13 protein-coding genes are annotated in these 22315 nt (G+C 69.8%); 1 reads left to right on the plus strand and 12 read right to left on the minus strand.

All coding sequences use genetic code 11. The features are described 5' to 3' along the window. Positions 1-3 precede the first annotated feature (3 nt). The 12 genes from EV380_RS07930 to EV380_RS07985 form a co-directional block, all read right to left on the minus strand. A complete protein-coding gene (locus EV380_RS07930; RefSeq protein ID WP_130450535.1) occupies positions 4-1593 on the minus strand; it encodes a serine/threonine-protein kinase in 1590 nt (529 codons plus the stop codon). Beyond that, positions 1590-3320: an FHA domain-containing protein gene (locus EV380_RS07935; RefSeq protein ID WP_130450537.1), complete on the minus strand. Its 1731-nt coding sequence runs from the start codon at positions 3318-3320 to the stop codon at positions 1590-1592. Before EV380_RS07935 ends, EV380_RS07930 begins: the two co-directional genes overlap by 4 nt. Next, a complete protein-coding gene (locus tag EV380_RS07940; RefSeq protein WP_130450539.1) occupies positions 3317-4168 on the minus strand; it encodes a PP2C family protein-serine/threonine phosphatase in 852 nt (283 codons plus the stop codon). The genes EV380_RS07935 and EV380_RS07940 overlap by 4 nt, the downstream gene beginning before the upstream one ends. Next, positions 4165-5352: an RDD family protein gene (locus EV380_RS07945; RefSeq protein ID WP_130450541.1), complete on the minus strand. Its 1188-nt coding sequence runs from the start codon at positions 5350-5352 to the stop codon at positions 4165-4167. The genes EV380_RS07940 and EV380_RS07945 overlap by 4 nt, the downstream gene beginning before the upstream one ends. Positions 5353-5355: 3 nt before the next feature. Next, entirely contained in the window at positions 5356-7788 is a 2433-nt protein-coding gene (locus EV380_RS07950; RefSeq protein WP_130450543.1) for a transglutaminase domain-containing protein, read from the minus strand. Then, positions 7785-9134: a DUF58 domain-containing protein gene (locus EV380_RS07955; RefSeq protein WP_130450545.1), complete on the minus strand. Its 1350-nt coding sequence runs from the start codon at positions 9132-9134 to the stop codon at positions 7785-7787. Before EV380_RS07955 ends, EV380_RS07950 begins: the two co-directional genes overlap by 4 nt. Beyond that, positions 9131-10240 carry an AAA family ATPase gene (locus EV380_RS07960; protein ID WP_130450547.1) on the minus strand — a complete coding sequence of 370 codons (1110 nt, stop codon included), beginning with the start codon at positions 10238-10240 and terminating at the stop codon, positions 9131-9133. The genes EV380_RS07955 and EV380_RS07960 overlap by 4 nt, the downstream gene beginning before the upstream one ends. A 73-nt stretch (positions 10241-10313) precedes the next feature. Beyond that, positions 10314-16478: an Ig-like domain-containing protein gene (locus tag EV380_RS07965; protein WP_130450549.1), complete on the minus strand. Its 6165-nt coding sequence runs from the start codon at positions 16476-16478 to the stop codon at positions 10314-10316. A 187-nt stretch (positions 16479-16665) separates the two neighbouring features. Further along, positions 16666-17997 carry an adenylate/guanylate cyclase domain-containing protein gene (locus EV380_RS07970; protein WP_242607542.1) on the minus strand — a complete coding sequence of 444 codons (1332 nt, stop codon included), beginning with the start codon at positions 17995-17997 and terminating at the stop codon, positions 16666-16668. Continuing rightward, a complete protein-coding gene (locus EV380_RS07975; RefSeq protein ID WP_130450551.1) occupies positions 17990-18580 on the minus strand; it encodes a PH domain-containing protein in 591 nt (196 codons plus the stop codon). The genes EV380_RS07970 and EV380_RS07975 overlap by 8 nt, the downstream gene beginning before the upstream one ends. Before the next feature lie 80 nt (positions 18581-18660). Then, positions 18661-19539 (minus strand): biotin--[acetyl-CoA-carboxylase] ligase, encoded by an 879-nt coding sequence (locus tag EV380_RS07980; protein ID WP_130450553.1) that lies wholly within the window; start codon positions 19537-19539, stop codon positions 18661-18663. 60 nt (positions 19540-19599) lie between these two features. Further along, entirely contained in the window at positions 19600-20463 is an 864-nt protein-coding gene (locus tag EV380_RS07985; RefSeq protein ID WP_130450555.1) for an SDR family oxidoreductase, read from the minus strand. A 234-nt stretch (positions 20464-20697) separates the two neighbouring features. Here EV380_RS07985 and EV380_RS07990 point away from each other — a divergent pair, with 234 nt between their 5' ends. Continuing rightward, on the plus strand, positions 20698-22311 hold the full coding sequence (locus EV380_RS07990) for an acyl-CoA carboxylase subunit beta (protein ID WP_242607543.1): 1614 nt from the start codon (positions 20698-20700) through the stop codon (positions 22309-22311). Positions 22312-22315 lie beyond the last annotated feature (4 nt).

Genomic DNA, 22315 nt, shown 5'->3' on the forward strand with positions numbered 1-22315 from the left:
GGTTCAGTCCTCCGTTCCCTGCTCGTCGCCCGTGCAGGAGCGAGCCGGATCGGACACTCCCCCGCTCTCGCGCACGAGCTTGACCTCGATGCACGTCTCGGCACCGTCTCGCCGCGGCGTGGTTGCGCTGGCCGCGTCGGACCGCTGCACCTCGCCGGTCTCGGTGGCCGTGATGCTCGCCCACTGGTAGAAGTCCCCGTCCATCGGCTCCGGGTTCTTCCATGTGAACGTGACGTTCTCCCCCTCGGTCGAGTGCCTGAACTCCTCGACCTTCGGCACCGTGCCGCCCACGATCGGATCCGCCGGGTCCGCGCCGCCGCCGAGCGACGGCGTGGCTTCACGCGGGTTCTGCTCCGCCTGCGAGAGCAGACTCATCGAGATGGCCACGCCGACGACGACCACGAGCGCGATCACCACGGCCACGAGCGCCTTCGGGAACCGCTGGCGCTCGACGCTGCCGTCGTCTGCCGGCGCCCCCGCCGGAGCGAGACCCCCGAGATGCTGGTCGGGCCGAGCCTGGGCAGCGGACGACGGCGGCGCCGCCGACTCGGTGCGCACGGCACCGGTTGCGTGCGCGGCGGGCGCAGCCGGGCTCTCGGGGCTCCGCCCCGGGGCCGTCCCGAAGACGGGCCCGGGCGCCTGCGCACCGTCGATGGACTGGACGCTGCGCACGCGAGTGGCATCGCCGTCGTCGTCCTGGCCGTGGTCGGACTCTCCAGCAGCGTCGTCGAGCACCTCGAACGGGGTGACGGCGAGCCCGAGCTCGGACTGGATGCGCTGGAACGCGCGGGCGAGCTCGGCGGCGGAACCAAAACGGGACGTCGGCGACTTGGACATCGACACCGCGAGCGTCTGGTTCAGCGAGGCGGGCACGTCCTGCCGGGACAGTGGCTCGAGCCGCGAGTTGGTGATGCGGTGGATGAGCTTGCTCTGCGTGTTGTCTCCGCCGCGGCGCACGAACGGCGAGTGGCCGGCGAGCAGCGTGTAGACGGTCGCCCCGAGGGAGTACACGTCCATGCGGACGCCGTCTGGGTTGCCGCCGGCGAACGCCTCGGGGGCGGACCACGGGATCGACAGGCCGGCGTCGTCCGCGGCCTCGCCGGTGGCGCCGGAGATGCCGAAGTCCGTCAGGGCGGGCCGGTTGTAGTCCGTGGTGAGCACGTTGGCGGGCTTGATGTCCCGGTGCACGATGCCGGCGCGGTGGGCCGTCTCGACGGCCGAGCAGACCTGCACGCCGAGCGCGAGGGCTTCGTCCACGCCGAGCGTGCCACGGCGGTAGCGGGCGTCGAGGCCGGGCCGCGAGCAGTACTCCATCGCTAGGTAGGAGCGGCCGTCGTCAGTGATGTCGGCCTGGTAGATCGTGACGATGTAGGGATGGCTGGAGAGCTGCGCCATGAGGTTCGCCTCGGATTCGAAGCGGCGGCGGGCGTCCGCGCCCGTGACGTCGGCGAGCAGCACCTTGACCGCGACCCGGCGGCGGGGCCGGTCCTGCTCATACAGATAGACGTCGGAGAACCCGCCCGAACCCAGCGGATTCAGGTAGCTGAACCCGGGGATCTCAGGGGCTGGCGCCGGCGGACGTTTGGAACTCACGGCAGGTCCTCGAAGCGCAGGCTCACGCCGTCGCCCAGGTCGGCGACGTCGCCGCTGAGCAGCAGGACGGACTCCGATTTTCCGAGCCGGCGCGGGGCCTGGCCTGGCCGGATCAGGACGGTTCCGTTGGTCGCGCCGAGGTCCACGAGCTCGACGTGCCAGCCGTCCACCCGGACCTGCAGGTGCGAGCGGGAGATGTCGCCGCTCGGACTCGAGACTTGCATCAGGCGCGGCTGCCGGTCGCCGGTGAAGCCGCGGGCGCTCGGCTGGCGCCCGAGCACGACGGACCGCGTCAGCTCGTGTTCCGACTCCCGCTGGCCGCCGCCGTCGGCGACGATCATCCGGCCCAGCGCGGGCCGGATCACCTGGTGGGCGTCGCCCGTCAGCGCGGCCCCGCACACCGTGCAGGACGACGACGTCGGCGGGTTCGCGTGCCCCTCGGCGCACGCGCGGCCCAGGACGAACTCGGCGGTGCCCGCAGCCGTCGTCGTGTTGTGGCTCGTCAGGGTCAGAGCATCGTCGGGTTCTCCGGCGGTCGCCGGGGCCGGCTCCGCTTCGGTCTGCGGCAGGTTGCTGCGCATGACGGTGTGACCGTCGTGGTCGCCGTCGGCGGCGGGTGCCCCATCGCTGCTTCCCGGCACTACGGGCGGGGCCGGCTGCGACGGCGGGATCGGCGGGACGGGTGGCGCATCCGGGGCGCCGCGCGTGTTGGTCCGCCACGGAACCGAATCGATCATGCCGGGTTCGTCGGCGCTCTCAGCCTGAACCGGCGCCGGCTCAGGCGCAGACGGCACCGCGGGGGGCGCCTGGGAAGCAGGGCGCGAAACGAGGATCGTGTCGGCGTCGTCGGCGTCCTCGACCGAGGGGCGGACCACAGGGGCCGACACATCGTCGGTTCCGGTCTCGTCTTCGCGCCGCCCCAGCAACTCGCCGGCCAGCGAAATCTGCTCGAGGGAGATCGAGTCGGCCTCGCGCCCATGGTCGTGCTCGGGCGCCGCGGCCACGGACGCCTCCGGCTCTGGCGCCTCCGGCTCTGGCACCTCGGGCCTACGCGTCGGCTCGGGTTGCGGCTCAGGTTCCACTTCTGGCTCTGACTCTGGCGACGCCACCGTGACTTCCGGTTCGGACTCCGGTCCAGGCCCGGGAGCCGCAGCCAGAGTTGATGGCTGCTCGGACGCCGGCGCCACGATGGGCTCCGGGTCAGGCGTCGCCTCGGGCGCCGGCGCCGGTTCGGCGGGCGCTGCTGCGGCGGCCTCCGCCGTCGTCGTACCCGATTCCCGGGGTTCAGCGGAACCGCAGCGCAGTCCGTCCGCTCGCACGATCCCCTCGCCGATGGGCAGCCAGCCGTCGCTGGCGGCCGGCCCGCCGGTGGCGCTCACGTGCCAGGCGTCCGCAGGCTGGAAGCGGCGCTCCTGCCACGTCGCCACGCCCTCGCCGCTCGCCCGCTCGGGGCCCTCCGTGCCTGTCGCGGAGAAGACGACGGCGCCGCGCACCACGACATGCGGGGCCGCCTCGCGGGAGACGATCGCGAACGACGGCAGCGAGCCGATCTGCATGTTCGCCGCACCGAGGATGCTCGAGAGAAGCGACTCGACGGTCGCCGCCCCACCGCTCTCGTCCCATAGGCGAGCTACGTCTTCACCGGGAGTGTCGCCCGGGAGCAGCACCACGTGTTCGGGACGGACCAGCGCGAGCCAGTCGCCCGGGACGTATCGCAGGCCGGTCATGGCTTCCTCTCCTCCGTCGTGTCCCGACCGGCAGCGGCGACGGGTTCGGTCTCGCCTTCATCCGCCGCGTCCGGTCGCGGCATCGTGTCGGCCATGTCGTCGTCGATGTGGCCGCTGACGGCGTCGGCGACGATCACGGTGATGTTGTCGCGGCCGCCCGTGCGCAGGGCGGCCTGGACGAGCGCGTCGACGGCCTCCTGCGGCTCGGCGAAGCGATCGATGATCTCCTTCATCGTCTCGTCGCGCAGTTCGCCGCTGAGCCCGTCGGAGCAGATCAGGAGGCGGTCGCCGTGGTTGATCGGCAGCAGCCAGAAGTCGGCGCGGCTGTCATCACCGGTGCCCAGGGCGCGCGTGATGACGTGCCGGCGGGGGTGCCAGACGGCCTCCTTGGCGGAGATCTCCCCGCGGTCCATCATCAACTGCACCTCGGAGTGGTCCACCGTGACCTGCTCGAGTTCCCCGCCGGCGAGGCGGTAGGTGCGCGAGTCCCCAACATTGAAGACGAGCCAGTAGGGTGTGCCCTCCTGGTAGACGACAGCCGCTCCCGTCAGGGTCGTGCCCGCGCGTTCGGCAGCCGCGGCGCGGATCGCGTTGTCGGCGGTGCGCATGAGCTGCTGGATCTGCTCGGCGTTCAGCTGGCCGCCGGCCTGCTCGTAGCCTTCAGCGAGGGTCTCGACGCAGACGCGGCTGGCGACCTCCCCCGCTTCGTGCCCGCCCATGCCGTCCGCCACCGCGAAGAGCGAATCAGTGGCCAGGAAAGCGTCCTCGTTGAGCTCACGCCGCAGTCCGCGGTCGGTCGCCTGGCCGCGTTTGATGGTCACTGTGGTTTCCGGCGAGCCGGCGCTCACGCGCGCTCAACCTTGAAGTAGCGGTCACCCATGTAGACAGTCTCTCCCATGCTCGCCTGCGTCGGCTGGCCCGCGACCAGATCGCGGCTGATTCCTGCGGCGTCCGTCACCGACGAGCCGTTGGTCGAATTGCGATCGGTCACCCAGATACCACTCGTGCTGGCCTGCACCAGCAGGTGGGTCTTCGACACGGACCGGCCGATGTCCGCGAGGCTGAGCAGGTCGTCCACGCTCTCCCCGTCGACGGCGGAGGGGTTGCGGCCGATCAACAGCGACTCGGCCAGGACGTGCGTCTGGCCGTCGTCGAACACGAGGCGCGCCTTCGTCGCGGCGACCTCCCGGAACTGTGTGTGGCCGAGCTCGTCATCGGGGTGCCCCTCGGCGGGCTCTGACGCGGCGGGCTCGACGGCGGGCTCCACGGCGGGCTCGACGGCGGGCGCCGGGTCCGCGGCAGCAGCCGAGGCCACCGGCGCGGCTGGCGGCTCGGTAGCGGCCGGGCGCGGCGGCTCCGCCGGAGCGGGCGGTGCCTGCTCGGTACGCGCGGGTGCGGAAGGCGCAAGCTGCCGGGCCTCCGGCTGCCCCGGCACGGCGTTGATGACGCCGGTGAAGGCCGCATCGGACTCGTGCTGGGTCGCCTGCGCGACCGGAGCGGCCGGCAGGTGGGTCGGGGCGAAGGCCTCCGGCCCGAACAGGCCGCCCGTCGTCAGCGGGTCGCGACCGACGCCGACGTCCATGACGAGAGTGCGGGCCACCTTGTCGTGCCAGCCCTGACGCTGGTGATTGGCGTCCCACAGGTTGGAGACGACCATGAGGACCGGGCCGATGACGGGCACGACGCCGGCGACGCCGATGAGCAGCCGTCGAACGATGACGCGGCCCCACCCCGGCGCGAAGCCGTCCTCGTTGGAGGTGCGCAGCTTGAGCACGAGATTGCCGAGGGTCTTGCCCTGCGTCGTCTCCCACCACCAGAGGAAGACGGTGTAGCCCAGGGCGATCAGACCGAACAGCGCATACGTCCCCGCGATCTGCGAGAGGATCTCTGGAGCGGTCGCCGCCTGCACGAGGCGCGGGCCCAGAACGGCGCCGAAAACGGCGCCGAGGATCGCGAGAGGGACCATGTCCAGCAGCCAGGCGGCCAGCCTCTTTCCCGCTGAGGCATTGACCAGGTTCATTACTTTGGCCACTGGTTACTCCTTTGGTGGTGTTGCGTTTACTTTACGGATGGCGACCGCGTTCCCGCTAGGACGTTTACGTCCGGCCGCCATTTTCGCGACGATTCCGCCACGCTCCCCGGGCTCCCGGGCCGCGTTCTTGACCGCCATCACCCCCGCGAGGTCGTGCGTGAGCGAGCGCGGCGAGTACTTGGCCCGCAGCCGCCCCCAGAACGTCGCCGACGACTTCATGGCCTCCGCCTGCTCGTCGACGGCCGCCCAATAGTCTGCCACCTCCTGCTCGCTCGGTTCGTGCGTCGAGAACGTGGAACGGTCTGCGGTGTCGGCGAGCGCCATCGCGGAGAGCCCCGCATCCGGGAACCCGTCGACGAGCCTGCGGGCGTTCTCCCGCCTGGTGGCCCCGGCACGGGAGACGATCCCGTAGTCGGTCGCCTGGCTGAGCACCTCCTGCCAGCCGCCGCTGACGCGGTCTCCCGTCGTGCCCAGCTGGGAACGACGACGGCGGCGGCGCAGCTTGAGTGCGAGGATCAGCAGGAACGGCGCCAGAAGGAGCAGGATCGAGCCGAGTGAGAGGACGACCGTGATGATGAGCGGCCCCCACAGCTCCCAGAAGGTCTGCTGCTCCTCTTCGGTCTCCTGCGGCTCCGGCGCGGTCTCCGGGGGCAGGTCCGGCTCCTCCTGCGCGGGAGGCGGCGGCTGCAGCACCTGCGGCTGGGGGACGGACTTCGGCTCCTGCTCGGGCGGTGTCGGCTGCTCGTCGTCGTCGGGCGTCGGGTCGAACGCTACCCAGCCGACTCCCTCGAAGGCGATCTCGACCCAGGCGTGCACGTCGGAGCCGGTGAGGTCGATGGCTTTCTCCGGGTCGTATTCCTCCGGGTAGAACCCCATGACCACGCGTGCGGGGATACCCTGCTCGCGGGCCATGAGCGCCATCGCGGCCGCGTACTGCTCGTCGTCGCCGATCAGGTCGTCGGCGTCGAGCAGACTCGTGATGCGTCCCGCGCCGTGGCCCGACAGTGACGGCACCTGGCCCTCGGCGCCGTTGGAGAAGTAGCCGCTGGTGCTCAGGATGGTCTCGAGGCTGCGGGCGCGGTCCAGCGAGCCTTGGGCGGACCCGATGAACTCGACGGCCTTGGCCGCCGCCAGCGGGGGCACGTTGGCGAGCGTGGGCATGCGCAGCTGCGCGAACTCCGCCTCGGCCAGCTCCTCGTCGGCCAGCTTGACGGGGAATTGGACGTGCGCGGTGTAGGTGTCGCCCGCGTCCAGGCCCGTCGCGCTCAGCGCGGTCTCGGCCTCGTCGCTGTAGAACAGCGAGCGCCCGAGCGCGTCCTGCCGCGCCCCCGCGACCTCGACGCCGGTGAGCCGGCCGCCCGCGGGCAGCCAGACGCCGTCGTACGCGCCGATGCTGATCTCGAGCTCGCCCGTGGTGCGGCGGGTGTCGGAGCCGGTGGCGCGGATGTCGGAGGAATCGCCCACCGGGGCGAAATTGCCGCCCGACTTGGGGTCCACGTTGAAGACCATGCCGTTGTAGGAGTCGAGGGCGGCCAGGCGGATGCGCTCACCCTCGGGCAGGCCCTTGACGCTCAGCAGGGTCTCGTCCGCCATGGTCTTGACGTACTTGCGGAAGCTCATCAGCGGGCTCGGGTAGCTGTAGAGGTCCACGGGCGGTTCGATCGCCTCCCGCAACACCTGGCGCGGGGTCTGCGGGCTGATCAGCGGGGCGGCGGCCGCCGTCGCGCCGCTAGCGGCGAGCAGCACGACGGCGCCGATCGCCACCCGCCGCACGAGTCCGTCGCGCACGCCGCGGGCGTCCTCCTCGGCGTGGTTGAGCGAGCGGAACCCGTCCTTGACCGTGCGGGCGATGTAGCGCCGCCAGGCGAGCCAGCCGACGAGCACCGCGATGAAGACGCCGCCGCGCAGCAGCGGCAGGGGGACGTCGCGGGTGCCGAAGACGATGCCGACGACGAACATCACCAGCAGCGGCAGCAGCGTGAAGAACGGGGAACGCAGCCGCCACGCGGTCAGGCCCGCGACGAGACCCGTGAGCAGGGTGGTCAGGAACGCGACGATGAGCACGCCCCCGAACGCGCCGACGGGCGGCGAGACGGTGAGCATGTCCTTCCAGGACATGACGACGCCGGCCAGCAGGGTGCGCAGCGACTCGACGGTGGGGACCACGCCGTAGAGCGTCTCCCGCGGGGTCGCCAACGGCGTCCCGAGCACGAGGTACAGGGCGGCGAAGATGGCCATCGTCCGCCACACGCCCAGCCGGAACCGGACGTTCGCCCAGGCCAGCCCGAGTCCGGCGACGATCCCGCCGATCGAAGCGAGCAGGTAGTGGGCGCTGCCGCCGTAGGCGTCCCAGAGGCCCAGCGCGCCCAGGAACAGGGCGAGGCCGAGACATCCGGCGTCGAGCCCGTAACGCCACAGGGGTAGTTTCTCTCTCACGCTGCGGCCCTCCGGAGCATCAGGCCCAGCTCGTCGAGGCTGCCGAGCGTCAGGACGGTCAAGTCGCCGATGTTCGCGCGGGCCGCGGTCAGGCCGTGACCGCAGCGGATCGCGATGGCGCGGACACCGAGCGGGACGTGCATGCTGGCCTCGCGCAGCTGGCGGGCCGTGGTGCCCGCACCCGTGATGATGAAGACCACGGACGCGTTCGGCACCTGGTCGGCAGCGGTCCGGACGAGGTCAACGACGGTGTGCCGCGGCGTCGGACGTCCCTCGACGCGAGTGAGCCCGTCCATCATGTTGCGGCCGGTGTCGGTGCGTACCGGGCCCGTCTGGGTCAGGACGGAGAGCTTGCGCTGCTCGAAGGTCGCCTGCAGGCCGATCGAGGCCGCCGCCGAGACGGCTACCTCGAAGTCGTCAGCGGCGTCCGCCTCGGCTTCGCCGTACTCGGCGAGGTTGAGGGACAGCGCGACGGCCAGGTGGGAGCGGCGGGTCTCCTCGAACTGGCGGACCATGAGCTGACCGGTCCGGGCAGAGGACTTCCAGTGGATGTGGCGGCGGTCGTCGCCGGCCTCGTAGTCCCGCAGCGCGTGGAAGGAGACGTCGGAGTTCGACAGGTCGCGCGTCGGCATGCCCTCGAGGTCGCGGATGAAGCCGGCACTGGAACCATCGAGCGCCGTCGTCTGGGGGTGCACGAAGAGCTCGTACTCGTCGGTCCAGCTCACCTGGCGGCGCAGCAGCCCGAACGGGTCCTGACGGACCGAGCGGACCGGGCCGACGGCCAGCACGGCACGACGGCGGGTCGGGATCGTGAAGAGGTCCTCGTGCTCGGCGTCCGGCTGGAGGCGCGGGACGCGGAACGCGGCCACGGCGGCGCCGACGGGCAGCTCCATCGTCGCGCCGAAGGACGCGCGCTTGGAGACGTTCTTGACGACCATCGCGCCGACCGCGCGGTCGCCCACGGCCACCCGGGTGCGATTGAGTTCGAGGCGCACGTCGTAGTCGGTGCGCCCGAGGACGAAGGCGACGGCGATGACCAGCAGCAGGGCCGCCATGAACGCCCCGAGGAGGGCCTCCTGCCAGCCGAAGATCGCGCCGAGCAGCCACAAGAGGAGCGCGGTGCCCGCCACCACGAATCCGAGCGGCGAGACGAGGCGGCCCGCCGGCTCGAAGAACCGGTCGCCGAGGACGCGCAGCCGCTCCACCAGCGGGCGGGCGTACTCGCGGGCGATCGCGAGGGACTCGCCCACGGCGGTCGCCGATCGGCCGGCGGTGCGCCGCAGCGCCTGCCCGCGCCCGGACTCCGGGTCAGCGCGGCGTGCGCGACGGGTGGCCCGAGGGCTCATGCGGAGCCCGCATCACGACGCTTCGCGACGGTCGCCGCGTCGTCGGCGGTCGCGCCCACGCGGTCCGAGGCGTAGCGTTCGTCGGCGTGTGAGCCGGTCGTGGTGACCGCCGCGGGCTCGGGTTGCGGGGCGGGTGCGGCGGTGCCGCGCTGCGTGGGTGCCGGAACCGAGCGCACGACGGCGGAGATGACCTGCTCGGACGTCGCGCCGGTGAACTCGGCCTCCGGATCCAGGACGAGGCGGTGGGTCCAGACGAACGGTGCAAGTTCCTTGACGTCGTCGGGCAAGACGTAGTTCCGACCCTCCGACGCGGCCCACACCTTGGCCGCGCGGACCATCGCGAGCGCGCCGCGGACGGAGACGCCGAGCCGGGTCTCGTCGGCCTCGCGCGTGCCCTCGCAGAGCTGCGCCACGTAGTTCAGGACGGCGTCATCGACGTGCGTCGTCGAGGCCAGGTCCGCCATGTCGGCGATGGCCTCCGTGGTGATGACGGGCTTGAGCGCGGCCGAGCGGTCCTTCTGCGTGGCACCCGAGAGCAGCTCGACCGTGGCGGCCCGGTTCGGGTAGCCGATGGACGTCTTGATGAGGAAGCGGTCCAGCTGCGCCTCGGGCAGGCGGTAGGTTCCGGCCTGCTCGATGGGGTTCTGGGTCGCGATGACCATGAACGGGCGCTGCTGGGGGTAGGTCACGCCGTCGACCGTCACGCGCCCCTCTTCCATGACCTCGAGCAGGGCCGACTGGGTCTTCGGAGAGGCGCGGTTGATCTCGTCGGCCAGGACCAGGTTCGCGAAGATCGGTCCGCGGTGGAACTCGAACTTCTGGGTCTTCTGGTCGTAGATCGTGATGCCCGTGACGTCGGAGGGCAGCAGGTCCGGGGTGAACTGGATGCGCGAGTTGGTGCCCTTAACGGTGGCCGCGAGCGACCGGGCCAGCATCGTCTTGCCCGTGCCGGGGGCGTCCTCGAGGAGGACGTGGCCCTCGGCGAGCATCGCGGTCAGCACGAGGCGGACAGCGTCCTCCTTGCCGAGCACGGACTTGCCGACGTTGGCCACCAGCTTTGCGAAAGTCTCGGAGAACCAGCCGGCCTGCTCGTTGGTCATCGTCATTCGGTGTTCTCCTTGGAGTCGTGATTCATGGCGGCGCTGCGGGGCCTTCCCGGAATATCGTGGCGCGACGGACTCACCAGCGCGCGTCGTTGGATCTGGTGCCGTCCACGATGGCGTACACGGGCATCGCGTAGCCTTCCTGGTTCACGCACTGGACGTTCTTGAACCCACGGCCGTCGTTCCCGGCGGTCATGGTGTGCGGGTAGCCGTTGAACTTCCCGTTCTGGTTGTAGCAGTCGACCCGGTACGTGCCCGGATTGAAGTTCTCGATCCGCACGTGGAACGTGTAGCACCGCGAATTGCAGCCGGTGTAGGAATTGTTCAGGTCTCCCTTGGAGAGCGAAACCTTGCGCTGCGGCTTGGGATTGGTCTTCTCCGTCTTGGACCACGTTTTCCTCTGCCCCTCGGTATCCGTCGCAACGATCTTGATGGTGCGCGAGGTGGAGTACCCGAGGCCGTTCACGGTCTGGGCGCCGTCGTTCGGGGTCTGGTTGCCGCCGATCGTGACCGTCTGGGTGACCTTGCGACCGTTGTAGGTGCCGGCGCCGGTGTTCCACGTGAACTTGATCCAGTCGTTGCCGTGGGAAGCCGAGATCTGCGGGTTGTCCCGCAGCGGCCCGTAAGCGCTCGTGCTGTTGCTCGGGGCGCTCGGATTCGCCGGTCCCGCCGCGTTCACGGCGCGAACCCGCCACGTGTGCGGGTCGCCGTTGGACCCGGTGTCGATGACCGCGCCCGGCCCGCCGAAGCCCTTCCAAGCGCCGCCGTCGGCCGAGTACTGGTAGCCGGTGATCGGAGACCCGTTAGCGCCCGGCGCCGTGAAGTTGAGCTCGACCATCCGGTTGGCCCCGGTCGCCTTCGCGGTGACCTTGCCGATCGTCGTGGGCCGGCCGTAGGGGGTGACCGCGGCCGATTGCGCGCTCTGATCAGAAGCACCGACCCGGTTGCGGGCGGTGACGCTGAACCGGTAGGACTTGCTGGTGTTCAGCCCCGTGACCGTCTGGTTCGAACGGTTGGCGGGGATGTCGCTGATCGTCCTGACCAGCGAACTGCCCTCGAACACGCGCACGGTGTACGTCTGGAGGGGAGCACCGTTGGCGCCGGGCGCCCGCCAGGACACGTCGACGACGCCGCCGTCGACCGCTGAATCCTTGCGGACCGCCGTCGGCGCATCGGGCTTGAACGGGACGCCGGCCGGCGTGACCGCGGCCGAGTAGGTGCTCCACTGCGACGGCTTGGCCGCCTTGTTCACGGCGCGCACCCGAACCTGATAGGCCGTCCCGTTCTTGAGCCCCTCCCACGTGTAGGAGGTGCCCGTGATGCCCGTGATCTGGGCGACACCGTTCGCCGGGGCGGGGGAGATCTCGAGCGTGTAGCTCTGGATCGCCGAGCCTCGGCTCACGGGAGCGGTCCAGTTGAACGTCGCCTTCTGATCGCCGTCTTTGCCCGTGGGCGCCGCCGGCTGCTCTGGTTCGACGTCGGGGCGCGCATCCGCAGATTCCGGCGATTTCGGCGATTCGCCGATGGCGTTCGAGGCGGTGACCGTGAAGTTGTAGGTCTGATCGTTGGTCAACGGCGTGATGGTGCACGTCGTCGTCTCGCACTGCTGGCTGTGCCCGCCGCCGGTGACCGTGTAGTGCGTGATGGCGGACCCGTTATTCGCGGGCGGGTCCCAGGTCAGGACCGCCTTGCGATCCCCCGTGGACTCGACGCGCGGCAGGTTCGGCGCCGCCGGCGCGCCCTTGACGTTCAAGGTGATCGTGCCGGAGACGTTGCGCTGCGGGTCCTCCGTCACGTCCCCGATCACGTATTCGACGCGCATGGTGCCGACGAAGTCGCTCCTCGGCGTGATCGCCACCTTGTTGCCGCGCACCTCGGCGGTGCCGGTGTTCTCGAGGGGGCGGGCGCTGATCAGCCGCAGGTCGCCCTCACCCTGGTACGGGTTGTGGTCGTTCGCGAGCGCGTCGACGATCTCCGTCTGGCCCTGCGCCGCCTCCGGCACGTTGTCGGCGACAGCGACCGGCAGTTCGCGCGTCGAACCCGTCACCGTGACCGTCATGGCGGCCGAAACCGGCGGGTTCACGCCGTCGCTGACGGAAACCGTCACTGTGCCGCGAGTGCCCTTCGGCGTGTCGGCGGGGGCGACGAGGCGCAGGTTGTACCCATCGACGATGGCGGCTTCGACGCCCGCCACCTCGACCGCGCCGAGGGCGAACTTGAGGTTCGGCACGTCCTCGTCGTTCCGGTCGTTGGCAGCCATCCGGAGGTCCATGATGGCCGGCCCCTCGCCCTGCCCGACGGAGATCGAGTTTGCCTGGAGCGTCGGCGGGAAGTTCTCCGGATCCGACTGCTCTTCGTCTTCCTCGGGGTCGCCCTCCGGCCCCTGGCCTTCCCGCTCCTCGTCCGGATCGTTGCCCGGGCTCGGCAGGACGTTGATCGGGACCGTCAGCGTGGAGGTGAGGCCACGATCGTCGTCAGGGCCCGAACCGTCCGTTACCTCGAACGTCACCGACGCAGAGCCTGAGAAGGAACGGCCGGCTTTGAAGGTGAGCTCGGTAGCGGATTTCACGAGCGCCCCGTCGTTCTCCGGCATCGAGCTCACGCTGTCTTCCGTCGTCAACCGCGGGCTGCGGCCGTCGCGCACGAGGACGATCTCTTCGAGATCGATCGACAGCGTCTCCCCTGCCGTGACCTCGAGCTGGACGTCGCTGCGCAGGATCGGCCGGGCCTCTCCCGTGCCCGGGACGTGCACGAACGCGGTCGACGTCAGTCCATCCGGATCGGTCAGCGTGTAGGCGATGACCTGCGGGGCGCTCCCGATCTGGACGACCATGCCGTCTTCGTTCACGGATGCCGTGTCCGGGTCGTCCGGAAGGTGCACCTCGAGCTCGGACACGCTCCCGTCCGGGTCTTCGTCGTTGCGGAGGATGTCGACCGTGACTTCGTCGACGTCGATGATCTCCTCGAGCGAGACCCTGTCGTCGCGGGCGATCGGCGCCAGCAGTTTGGCCTCGGGGTCCGACTTCACGGTCAGGGTTGCGGAGGCCGTGCCGCCGCGCCCGTCAGTGATGGAGTAGCGGACCGACGTCGTCCCGTCGTCGGGCGGCGACATCAGCACGACGCGGCCGTCGACGACCTCGGCATCGGTCTCGTTCTCCTCCGACCCCAGCTCGCGCATCAGTGCCAGGGGGTCCCCGTCCGGGTCGGTGTCGTTGGCCATCACGTCCACTGCTACCGGCCGGTCCGGACGCACGGTGATTAAGTCGTTGACCGCCACTGGCGGGTTGTTGGCCTCGGACAACGGCGCGATGCCGATCTTGACCGTGGCCGTCGACCGGGCGCCGAGGCGGTCCTCGACGACGTAGGTGAACTCGTCCGTCCCGCTCGCGTCCCTGTTGGCCGTGTAGTCGATAGACGCGCCGCGGATCTTGGCCGTTCCGTACTTCGGCGACGAGCCGAACTGGACGAGCGAGACCGAGTCGCCGTCCGGGTCGATGGCCTCCAAGGGCACCTGCACGTTGGTGCTGCTGCCGGCGAAGACGCGCCCCTCGACAGGCACGGGGTTCGGCGGCGTGTTGCTCTCCAGGTCGGCCTCGCCTGCGGCGGGCTTGACGTTGAACGTCACCGTCGCGCTCGTCTCCTGGCCGTCCGGTCCGGCCACCTTGTAGACCGCCGACACCTGGCGCGCCTTGCCGCCAAAGTCGCCGGCGCGGAATCGGACGACGTCGTCGGCGACCGAGATCAGCGAGCCCTCGCCGAGGTCGTCGGTCTCCTCGAGCTCGGGCAGCAGCGTGAGCTCGCCGCCGTTGGGGTGGATGTCGTTCTCGAGGACCTTGACGGTCGCCACGTCGTGTTCGCGCACGACGACGGAATCCGGGTTGGCCTGGGGCGGATCCATGCGCGGCGGGGCCGGGATCGGGACGATGCGGATCTCGCCGGTCGACTCCCCGTTGCCGTTCGCCACCGTGTAGCTGATCGTGGTCGGGTCTGTCAGTCCGCGCACGTCCGTGATGCGCACAAAGGTGTTCCGCTCCACGCTCGTGGAGAACGGTGCCTCGGGATCGTTCTCGGCGGCGGTCACGACGAGCACGCCGCCCGACGGGTCCGTGTCGTTGCCGAGCACGTCGACGAGGACGTCCTGGCCGGCCGGGAGCAGCGCGACATCGCGCACGGCGATGGGCCGCTGTTCCGCGTCGTCGGGCTCGTTGATATCGATGCGCACGAGACCCGGCGCGCTGGCGGGACCGTTCGTCGCGACGTACTTGGCGTAGTAGGTGCCCGCACGCTCACCCGTGACGGTCACGGCTCCGGTCTCCGTATTCGTCTTCATTTCGAGGCCTGAGACGTCGTCGACGTTGGCGAGACGCAGCCCTTCCCCGGAGGGGTCGGTGTCGTTGGCCAGTGGCTCGAAGGTGATCGACTCGCCGACGTGCCCGACGACGTGGTCGGTCGCGGTGATGGGCGGGATGGTCGACTCGGCGAGCACCTCGACGAGGACGCGACCCTTGGTGCTCTCGCGGCCGTCGGAGACCTGGACCGCGATCTCCTTCTGACCGACGCGTTTGCCATCGTCCTGGAAGGTCAGCGATCCGTCCGGACGCACGCGGATGACATCGTCGCCCTCGCTCGTACCGCCGAGCAGCTGCAGGTCGTCTCCCTCGGGATCCGTCCAGTCGGTCAGCAGGTTCTGGCTCACCGATTCGCCCTGCTGAACACGCAGAACGGTGACCCGCTCCTGCTCAGGAGGCTCGTTCGCGTCCTCGCCGACGACATTCAGACGCACGGTTGCCGAATCGGATCCGCCGCGGCCGTCGGAGGCCGTATAGACGAAGGTCGCAGCTCCTGAGGCGTCCTCGGGGACGACCACCTGGAAGCCGGTTCCGTTGTGCACGGGCTGCAGGTCGCCGATCGACGGGCCGGAGCCCTCGACCTCGGCCGTGAGGAGGTCGCCGTCCGGGTCCACATCGTTGTAGAGCACGGGCAGCATCGTGGTGCGGCCGGGCCGCACGCTGAACGTGTCGTCCTCGGCGATGGGAGTCTGGTTCTCCTCGGTGCGATTCGGCAGCTCGATCGCGTCGGTGATCTCCTTGGTCTCCTCCTCCTTGGCCTCACCCTCGCCCGCGGGCGGCTCCAGATCGCTCCAGTTGCTCACGATCTCCATGCCCTCGTTCGTCAGCCACACTTGGCCGGAGGCGATGTCGTTGAGGACCACCACGTCGCGGTTGACGCGGAAGACCAGTTCGGCCCCCTCGGGCATCTCGGGCACCAGCACGTTCTGGTTCTGCCCCGAGTCGTCGCAGTAGCGCAGGTACTGGCCGCTCGTCTGCCAGGCGGCATAGGTGCAGGAGCCCACTCGCACAGGCTCGATGGGCGTGCCGGCCGTGTCGAGCTGCTCGTAGTTGACGTCGCGCCCGTTCAGACCCACGGTGGCCAGCGAATTGTCGAGGGCGATCGCGACGCCGTCGTTCTTCGGCCCGGGCGCCTGGAGACGGGCGTTGGCCGGGTTCTCGACGCTGGCCCGTTTGCCCTCCGAGGTGAACACGTCGCCGGAGGCGGCGTCGAAGACGACTCCGGTCTCCCCCACCGCGGTTAGCTGCGGCTCGGCCAGCTGCTTCAGATCTGCGATCTCGATCTCGTCCTGAGGTTGTACCTCGCCGGAATCGTCGAACGCGAAACTCGCCAGCACGCCGGCGTCGTAATCGACGGTCCAGACCGTGTCGTCGACCCCGACGACGGCGTCCACGTCACCCTTGGAATCGACAAGTGGCTCGGCGACGTCGCCGGAGAAATCGGAGAGATTCTCGACACCGGCCGCCTGCACGGTGCCGTGTTTGTCGTCGGTGACCGCGACGACGGAGGTGCCGAAGGAGAAGGACGAGTTCGCGGGGAGGTTGTTGTCGCCGGCGAACTGAACCATGGCGGGGTCGATCGTCGTGAGCGAGGCCTGCTCGAGGTTGCGGACGAAGACGCTCTCGGCGTTCTGGACCAGGTCGTAGCTCGACAGCGGGGTGACCACGCCGCCGTCGATCACGCGCGACTGGTAGTTGATGTGGCCGATCTTGCCTTCGGCTTGGTTCACGACCCAGACGCCGCCGTCGTTGAGCTCCACATCGGCCGTTTCGAAGCCGGGGTAGAGGATGGCACCGGTGACGGCGAGCGCCGCGGCGGCTGAGACGGCCGTCGCCTTGAAGCCTGTGCTCTTCAAGGCCGTGGGCCATCCCGCTCGAGGGGCCTTCGCCATGGGTGTTTTTTCCTTAGCTCGTGGTCACGGAAGTCGCGGTCCAACCACGCATCGCTCCCCCGAACGGAGAGGCCGAACCAACCCTATTCTATGGACAAAGTGAAATCCTTTGCCATGGGGAGTTCTCCCCATGTGAGTCCTAGGACCTGACTAAGGGTTTTAGACACCGGCGGCACCACGGCGGAGCTCAGTCGATGATGAGGGACCCGCCCTCGCCATGGGCGAGATCGAACGGGGTGATGTCCCCGAATCCGCGCACCGGAGTGCTCTCAAGCTCGGAGAGGATGAAGCGGACATCGCCCTTGAGCGTCGCCGCTGTCAGCGCGTCAGTGAGGATCTGCCCCGGTTCGGCCAGGGAGGTCAGCCGTGCGGCCAGATTAACCGTCGGGCCGTAGATGTCCCCGAGGCGAGAGAGAACGCGCCCCCACACGACGGACACGCGGGCCTCGGGCAGTGCGTCGTCGGCGTTGAGTTCCTGGGCGAGCGTCAGAGCGATCTGGGCTCCGGCCTGCGGCGTCTCGGCGATGAACAGGACCTCGTCGCCGATGGTCTTGACCAGGCGACCGCCGCCGACGGAGATGATCTCCGCAGACTTGTTCTCGAAGCGCTGGACGAGCTGGGCCAGCGTGCGCTCGTTCATGCGGCGCGAGAGCGAAGTGTAGGAGACGAGGTCGGCGAACCCGACCGCGCGGGCGAGCGGCAGTGGAGCGTCGTCGTCGTCCCCGGTGGAGACGGCGCCGGCCTGTGAGCGCGCGCCGAGCCGGTGGACGGCCGCGTTGAGGTTCCGCCGCCAGGAGTAGACGAGCAGTTCCTCAAGCGGTGCGATGAGGTCAGGCAGCAGCTCGACCATGGTGCGACGGGCCTCGGGGTCGCTCATCCCCTGATTCTGGATCATGTCCTCGACGAGCGCCTCGATCTGCCAGACGACCATGCGATCGGTCATCTGCCCGATGGACCTCGTCACGGAGATGGCGGCCTCCTCGGTGAGGCGCTCGGAGCGGACGTTGTCGATGATCGTCAGCAGTGCGTCCAGGTCCTTCTGCGTGAACGCAACGTCCTCGTCCCCGTGGTTGGGGAAGCCGAGCGCACGCCAGAGTTTCCGGGCGCTGTGCAGGGAGATGCCGGCCTGGGCGGCCACATCGCGGCGCTTCATGGTGCGCTCGCCGCCGATGAGGCGGGACTCGAGGTTCTTCGTGGACGCCTTGACCTGCTGGCGCTTGATGGCCTCCACGAGCGGAAGGGCGCGCGTGATGGGCCCCGGATCCGTCGGCAGGTCGTGGGCGGAGAACGGGACGTCTGCGATCTTGTAGGAGTCATCGAAGTCCGGGGCGGTACCGGCCGCGTACCGGGAGTGGTCGGGGAACTTGAGCTCGACGTCGATCGCGGGCAGCTCACGCGTCGCTGGCTCGGACTCGGCACCCTCGCGCGGGGACTCCGGCTCGACAGGGGTCGCGGCCATGGCCGGTTCCGGCGTCCGAGGGTGCCCGCGAGCCTCGTCGTGTTCGCGGTTCTCAGACATGCGGCTTCCCATCCGGCGTCCGGCCTTCCGGCGCCGCCCAATCCATCTGTTGTTCAGTCTCTAGTTCTACACCATCGAACATGACGCTTCGAGGCAGCTCCTCGATTGCGTCGAGGACGAGCTCACGCAACTTGTGAACTCCGGGCGCGTTTTCCAGGATCGTCTCTCCGTCGGCCGTGATCATCACCAGATGCCCCGCCCCCACGGAGCGCTGCATCATGGTCTGTCTGACGATGAGTTCACGAATCAGCACGAGCGGAAGTTCCCGCAGCGAGCGGGCGCCGACGCCGGTGCGGATGAGGACGCGCCGGTTGGTGAGGTAGTACCACGTGCGCGCCCACCGGGCGTAGGGAACCACGCTCCAGACGAGGATCAGCAGGGCGCAGAGGCCGAGCAGGGACGGATAGACGATCGGCAAGATGTCCTCGAGCCACTCGGGCAGGCCGTCCCGACCCAGCCAACCGGCCCCGAACCCGGTGGCCGCCACGAGGAGGAGGAGCAGACACGCGGGCCGCGTGAGGACGCGGCGGTGCTGGCGGGTCTTGACAATGACCCGCTCCGCTTCGCCGAGCTTGATTCGCACGCGTTGCCCGCCTCTCCCTGTGTCCCGATCCTGCCACCATCCAGTCTAGTCAGGGCGGCTCGGCGATCCCGGGCTGCGGCTCAGGCGTAGCCGCCGTCGGCCCTGCGCAGGTGCACGACGTCGGCCGCGTGGACCGTGTGCCCCTCGCCGCCGGCACCGGTCAGCGTGAGGCCGCCGTCGGCCTCGAGCGCCGTGGCAGTGCCCTCGAGCGTGCGCCCGTCCGGCAGTTCGGCCCGCACGACGGCGCCGAGGGTCGCCATGGACTCCGCAACCAGTCCGCGCAGCTCGCCGAGCGCGCGGGCGTCGCCGCCGCCGGCGACGAGGCGGCCGTACCGTGCCGCCACACGCTCGAGGTAACCAGTGAGGATGTCAGTGCCGCCAACGTCGTACCCGGAGTGCGCGAGGCTTGTCGCGGTGGGCACCGGCAGCTCCTCGTTCGTGAGATCGATGTTGATGCCGGTCCCGACGATGACGGCCGGTACGCGGCCGGCGGCGGCGGGTACGAGCTGCGCCAGAATGCCGGCGACCTTCCGCCAGCGGCCGTCGTCGCGATCGCGCGGGGCGACGAGAACGTCGTTGGGCCACTTCACGGCGGCGCGCACGCCCCGGGCCTCCAGCGCCTCGACCAGGGCCCGCGCGCACAGCATCGACAGCCAGCCGTAGGCTTCGGCCGGGAGACGGTCCGGCTTGAAGAGAATGGAGACCGCCAGCGAACTGCGCGGCGGGGCCGTCCACCCGCGACCGAGGCGCCCCTTTCCGGCACTCTGATGGCTGGTGGCCAGGACCGTCAGGTCGGCGGAGGCGTTCGCCACCACCGCGAGATCGGCGTTCGTGGACCCGGTCTCCTCGACGACCGTGATCGCCGCATAAGGGCCGGCCGGGGATCGCAGGGCGTCGAGCCGCCCGGCCTCCAACGGCGGGCGGGCCGGGCCGGGTGGCGTCTGCTGTGGCGTGCTCATAATCCCACCCTACTGGCGCGTGCCCCGGTTTGGGCGGCCCGCCGGAACCCGCGGCGGATGCTAGAGGAAGATGTCCGGAATCAGGCGGCCCGTGCCGGCGCTGTACCCGCTGAGGTCCTCGACGCCGGCCTCGGCCAGGACGGCCTCGTCGGTGAAGAAGTTCCCGGTGCATTCGCGCCCCGGGCGGGAGAGCACCTCGACCGCGGCGTCGGCCACGATCTCGGGGGTGCGCGCGGACTGGACCATCTGCTCGCCGCCGGGCAGCGCCCGGATGGCGGCCGTGTCGATCAGTGTCGCCGGCCAGAGCGAGTTCACACCCACGCCGTCGCCGCGCAGTTCCTCCGCGAGCCCGAGGGTCGTCATGCTCATGCCGTACTTGGCCATGGTGTAGGCCAGGTGTTCCCCGGCCCAAGCCGGCTCGAGCGTGCCCCCGGGACCGCTCGCGATGGGCGGTGAGAGGGTGAGGATGTGCGGGTTGCGCCCCGCGGCCGCGGACTCGCGCAGGTGCGGCAGCGCGAGTTTGGAGAGCAGGAACGTACCGCGGACGTTGATGTCCTGCATGAGGTCAAAGCGCTTCATGTCGACCGCGTCGGTCTTCGACAGGTCGATCGCGGACGCGTTGTTGACGACGATGTCGATGCCGCCGAATGCCGCGACGGTCGCCTCCACGGCGCGGGCGACGTCGTCGTCGTTGCGCACGTCCCCGACGACGGCGAGCCCGCGGCCGCCGGCGGCGTCCACCTCGGCGGCGGCCGTGTGGACGGTGCCGTCGAGCTTCGGGTGCGGCTCCGACGTCTTTGCGAGCAGGGCGACGTTGGCGCCGCGGCGAGCTGCGGCGAGCGCGATGGCGAGGCCGATGCCGCGGCTGCCACCGCTCATCAGCAGGGTTCGGCCGGCGAGATTCTGCGGGGTGTTCTGCGTCATGACAGCCAGCGTAACGCAGATCACGCCCAATTGTTACCCGCCAGTAGCATCGGACTGACGGTGGCGCCACGGGCCGCGCCGCGAACTTTGGGGCCGTTTTTGTAGGCTTCCTACAGTCGCGTCCGGGTATCGTCTCATTAGACTTGCCTGAGCGGATGCTGGTGTTGTGCCATTCCTACAGCCACGAAGTCCGCCCGACGCCAACCGCTGGACAACCTAAGGAGCCTTCGAAGGATGAGCGACGCCGAGACCATGGCCGCAGCGGATGCGATCGACCTGAGCACTACCGCGGGCAAGATCGCCGAGTTCCGCCGCCGGCAGGCCCAGTCCCTGCTGCCGTCCGGCCCGGAGGCCGTCGAGAAGCAGCACGCCCGAGGCAAGAACACCGCCCGCGAGCGCATCGAGATGCTCCTCGACACGGACTCCTTCGTCGAGTTCGATGCCTTGGCCGTGCACCGGACCACGGCCTTCGGCATGGAGAAGAAGCGCCCCCTCGGCGACGGCCTCGTCTCCGGCTACGGCACCGTCGACGGCCGCCTCGTCGCCGTCTACGCCCAGGACTTCACTGTCTACGGCGGTTCCCTGAGCAAGGTCAACGGCGAGAAGATCGTCAAAGTCCAGGAATTCGCCTTGCGCAACGGCTGCCCCATCGTCGGCATCAACGACGGCGGCGGCGCACGCATCCAGGAAGGCGTCGCGTCGCTCGCGATGTTCGCGGACATCTTCCGGAACAACGTGCACGCTTCGGGCGTGATCCCCCAGATCTCCGTGATCATGGGCCCGTGCGCCGGCGGCGCGGCCTACTCCCCCGCCCTGACCGACTACGTGATCATGGTCGACAAGACCAGCCACATGTTCATCACCGGCCCGGACGTCATCAAGACCGTCACCGGCGAAGACGTGGACATGGAGACCCTCGGCGGCGCGCGCCAGCACAACGCCACCACGGGCACTGCCAGCTACCTCGCCTCCGACGAGACCGACGCTTTCGAGTTCGTACGCGAGCTGCTCGATTACCTCCCGTCGAACAACCTCGCCGAGGCTCCGCACGTCGATTTCGACGAGGAACTCGAGCTCACCGCCGACGACCTCACTCTCGACGCGCTCATCCCGGACTCGGCCAACCAGCCGTATGACATGCGGACCGTCATCGAGCACATCGTCGACGACGGCGAGTTCCTCGAGATGCAGTCGCTCTACGCACCCAACGTCATCATCGGCTACGCCCGCGTCGAGGGCCGCTCGATCGGCATCGTCGCCAACCAGCCGATGCAGTTCGCCGGCACCCTGGATATCTCTGCGAGCGAGAAGGCGGCACGCTTCGTGCGCAACTGCGACGCGTTCGGCATCCCGATCCTCACACTGGTCGACGTGCCGGGGTTCCTGCCCGGCAAGGACCAGGAGTTCCAGGGAATCATCCGCCGCGGCGCCAAGCTGCTCTACGCGTACGCCGAGGCGACCGTGCCGAAGCTGACCGTGATCACCCGCAAGGCCTACGGCGGCGCGTACATCGTCATGGGCTCGAAGAAGCTCGGCGCCGACATCAACATCGCGTGGCCCACGGCCCAGATCGGCGTCATGGGCGCCCAGGGCGCGGTCAACATCCTCTACCGGCGCGACCTGGCGAAGGTCGAGGCCGAGGGCGGCGACGTCGAGTCCCGGCGCACCGAGATCATCGAGGGCTACGAAGCCGAACTGCTCAACCCCTACCAGGCCGCCGAGCTCGGCTACATCGACGCCGTGATCGCCCCGAGCGACACCCGCCTGCAGATCGTCCGTGGCCTGCGCGCGTTGCGCGACAAGCACGCGTCCATTCCGGCCAAGAAGCACGGAAACATCCCGCTGTAAGGAG

Source organism: Zhihengliuella halotolerans (assembly GCF_004217565.1).
Classification (GTDB): domain Bacteria; phylum Actinomycetota; class Actinomycetes; order Actinomycetales; family Micrococcaceae; genus Zhihengliuella; species Zhihengliuella halotolerans.

Bases quoted from the DNA above. Each gene is read 5' to 3' on its own strand.
- EV380_RS07960 (WP_130450547.1), bottom strand. From the start codon at position 10,240: ATGACGATGACCAACGAGCAGGCCGGCTGGTTCTCCGAGACTTTCGCA.
- EV380_RS07970 (WP_242607542.1), bottom strand. From the start codon at position 17,997: ATGTCTGAGAACCGCGAACACGACGAGGCTCGCGGGCACCCTCGGACG.
- EV380_RS07990 (WP_242607543.1), top strand. From the start codon at position 20,698: ATGAGCGACGCCGAGACCATGGCCGCAGCGGATGCGATCGACCTGAGC.
- EV380_RS07935 (WP_130450537.1), bottom strand. From the start codon at position 3,320: ATGACCGGCCTGCGATACGTCCCGGGCGACTGGCTCGCGCTGGTCCGT.
- EV380_RS07965 (WP_130450549.1), bottom strand. From the start codon at position 16,478: ATGGCGAAGGCCCCTCGAGCGGGATGGCCCACGGCCTTGAAGAGCACA.
- EV380_RS07985 (WP_130450555.1), bottom strand. From the start codon at position 20,463: ATGACGCAGAACACCCCGCAGAATCTCGCCGGCCGAACCCTGCTGATG.
- EV380_RS07980 (WP_130450553.1), bottom strand. From the start codon at position 19,539: ATGAGCACGCCACAGCAGACGCCACCCGGCCCGGCCCGCCCGCCGTTG.
- EV380_RS07955 (WP_130450545.1), bottom strand. From the start codon at position 9,134: ATGAGCCCTCGGGCCACCCGTCGCGCACGCCGCGCTGACCCGGAGTCC.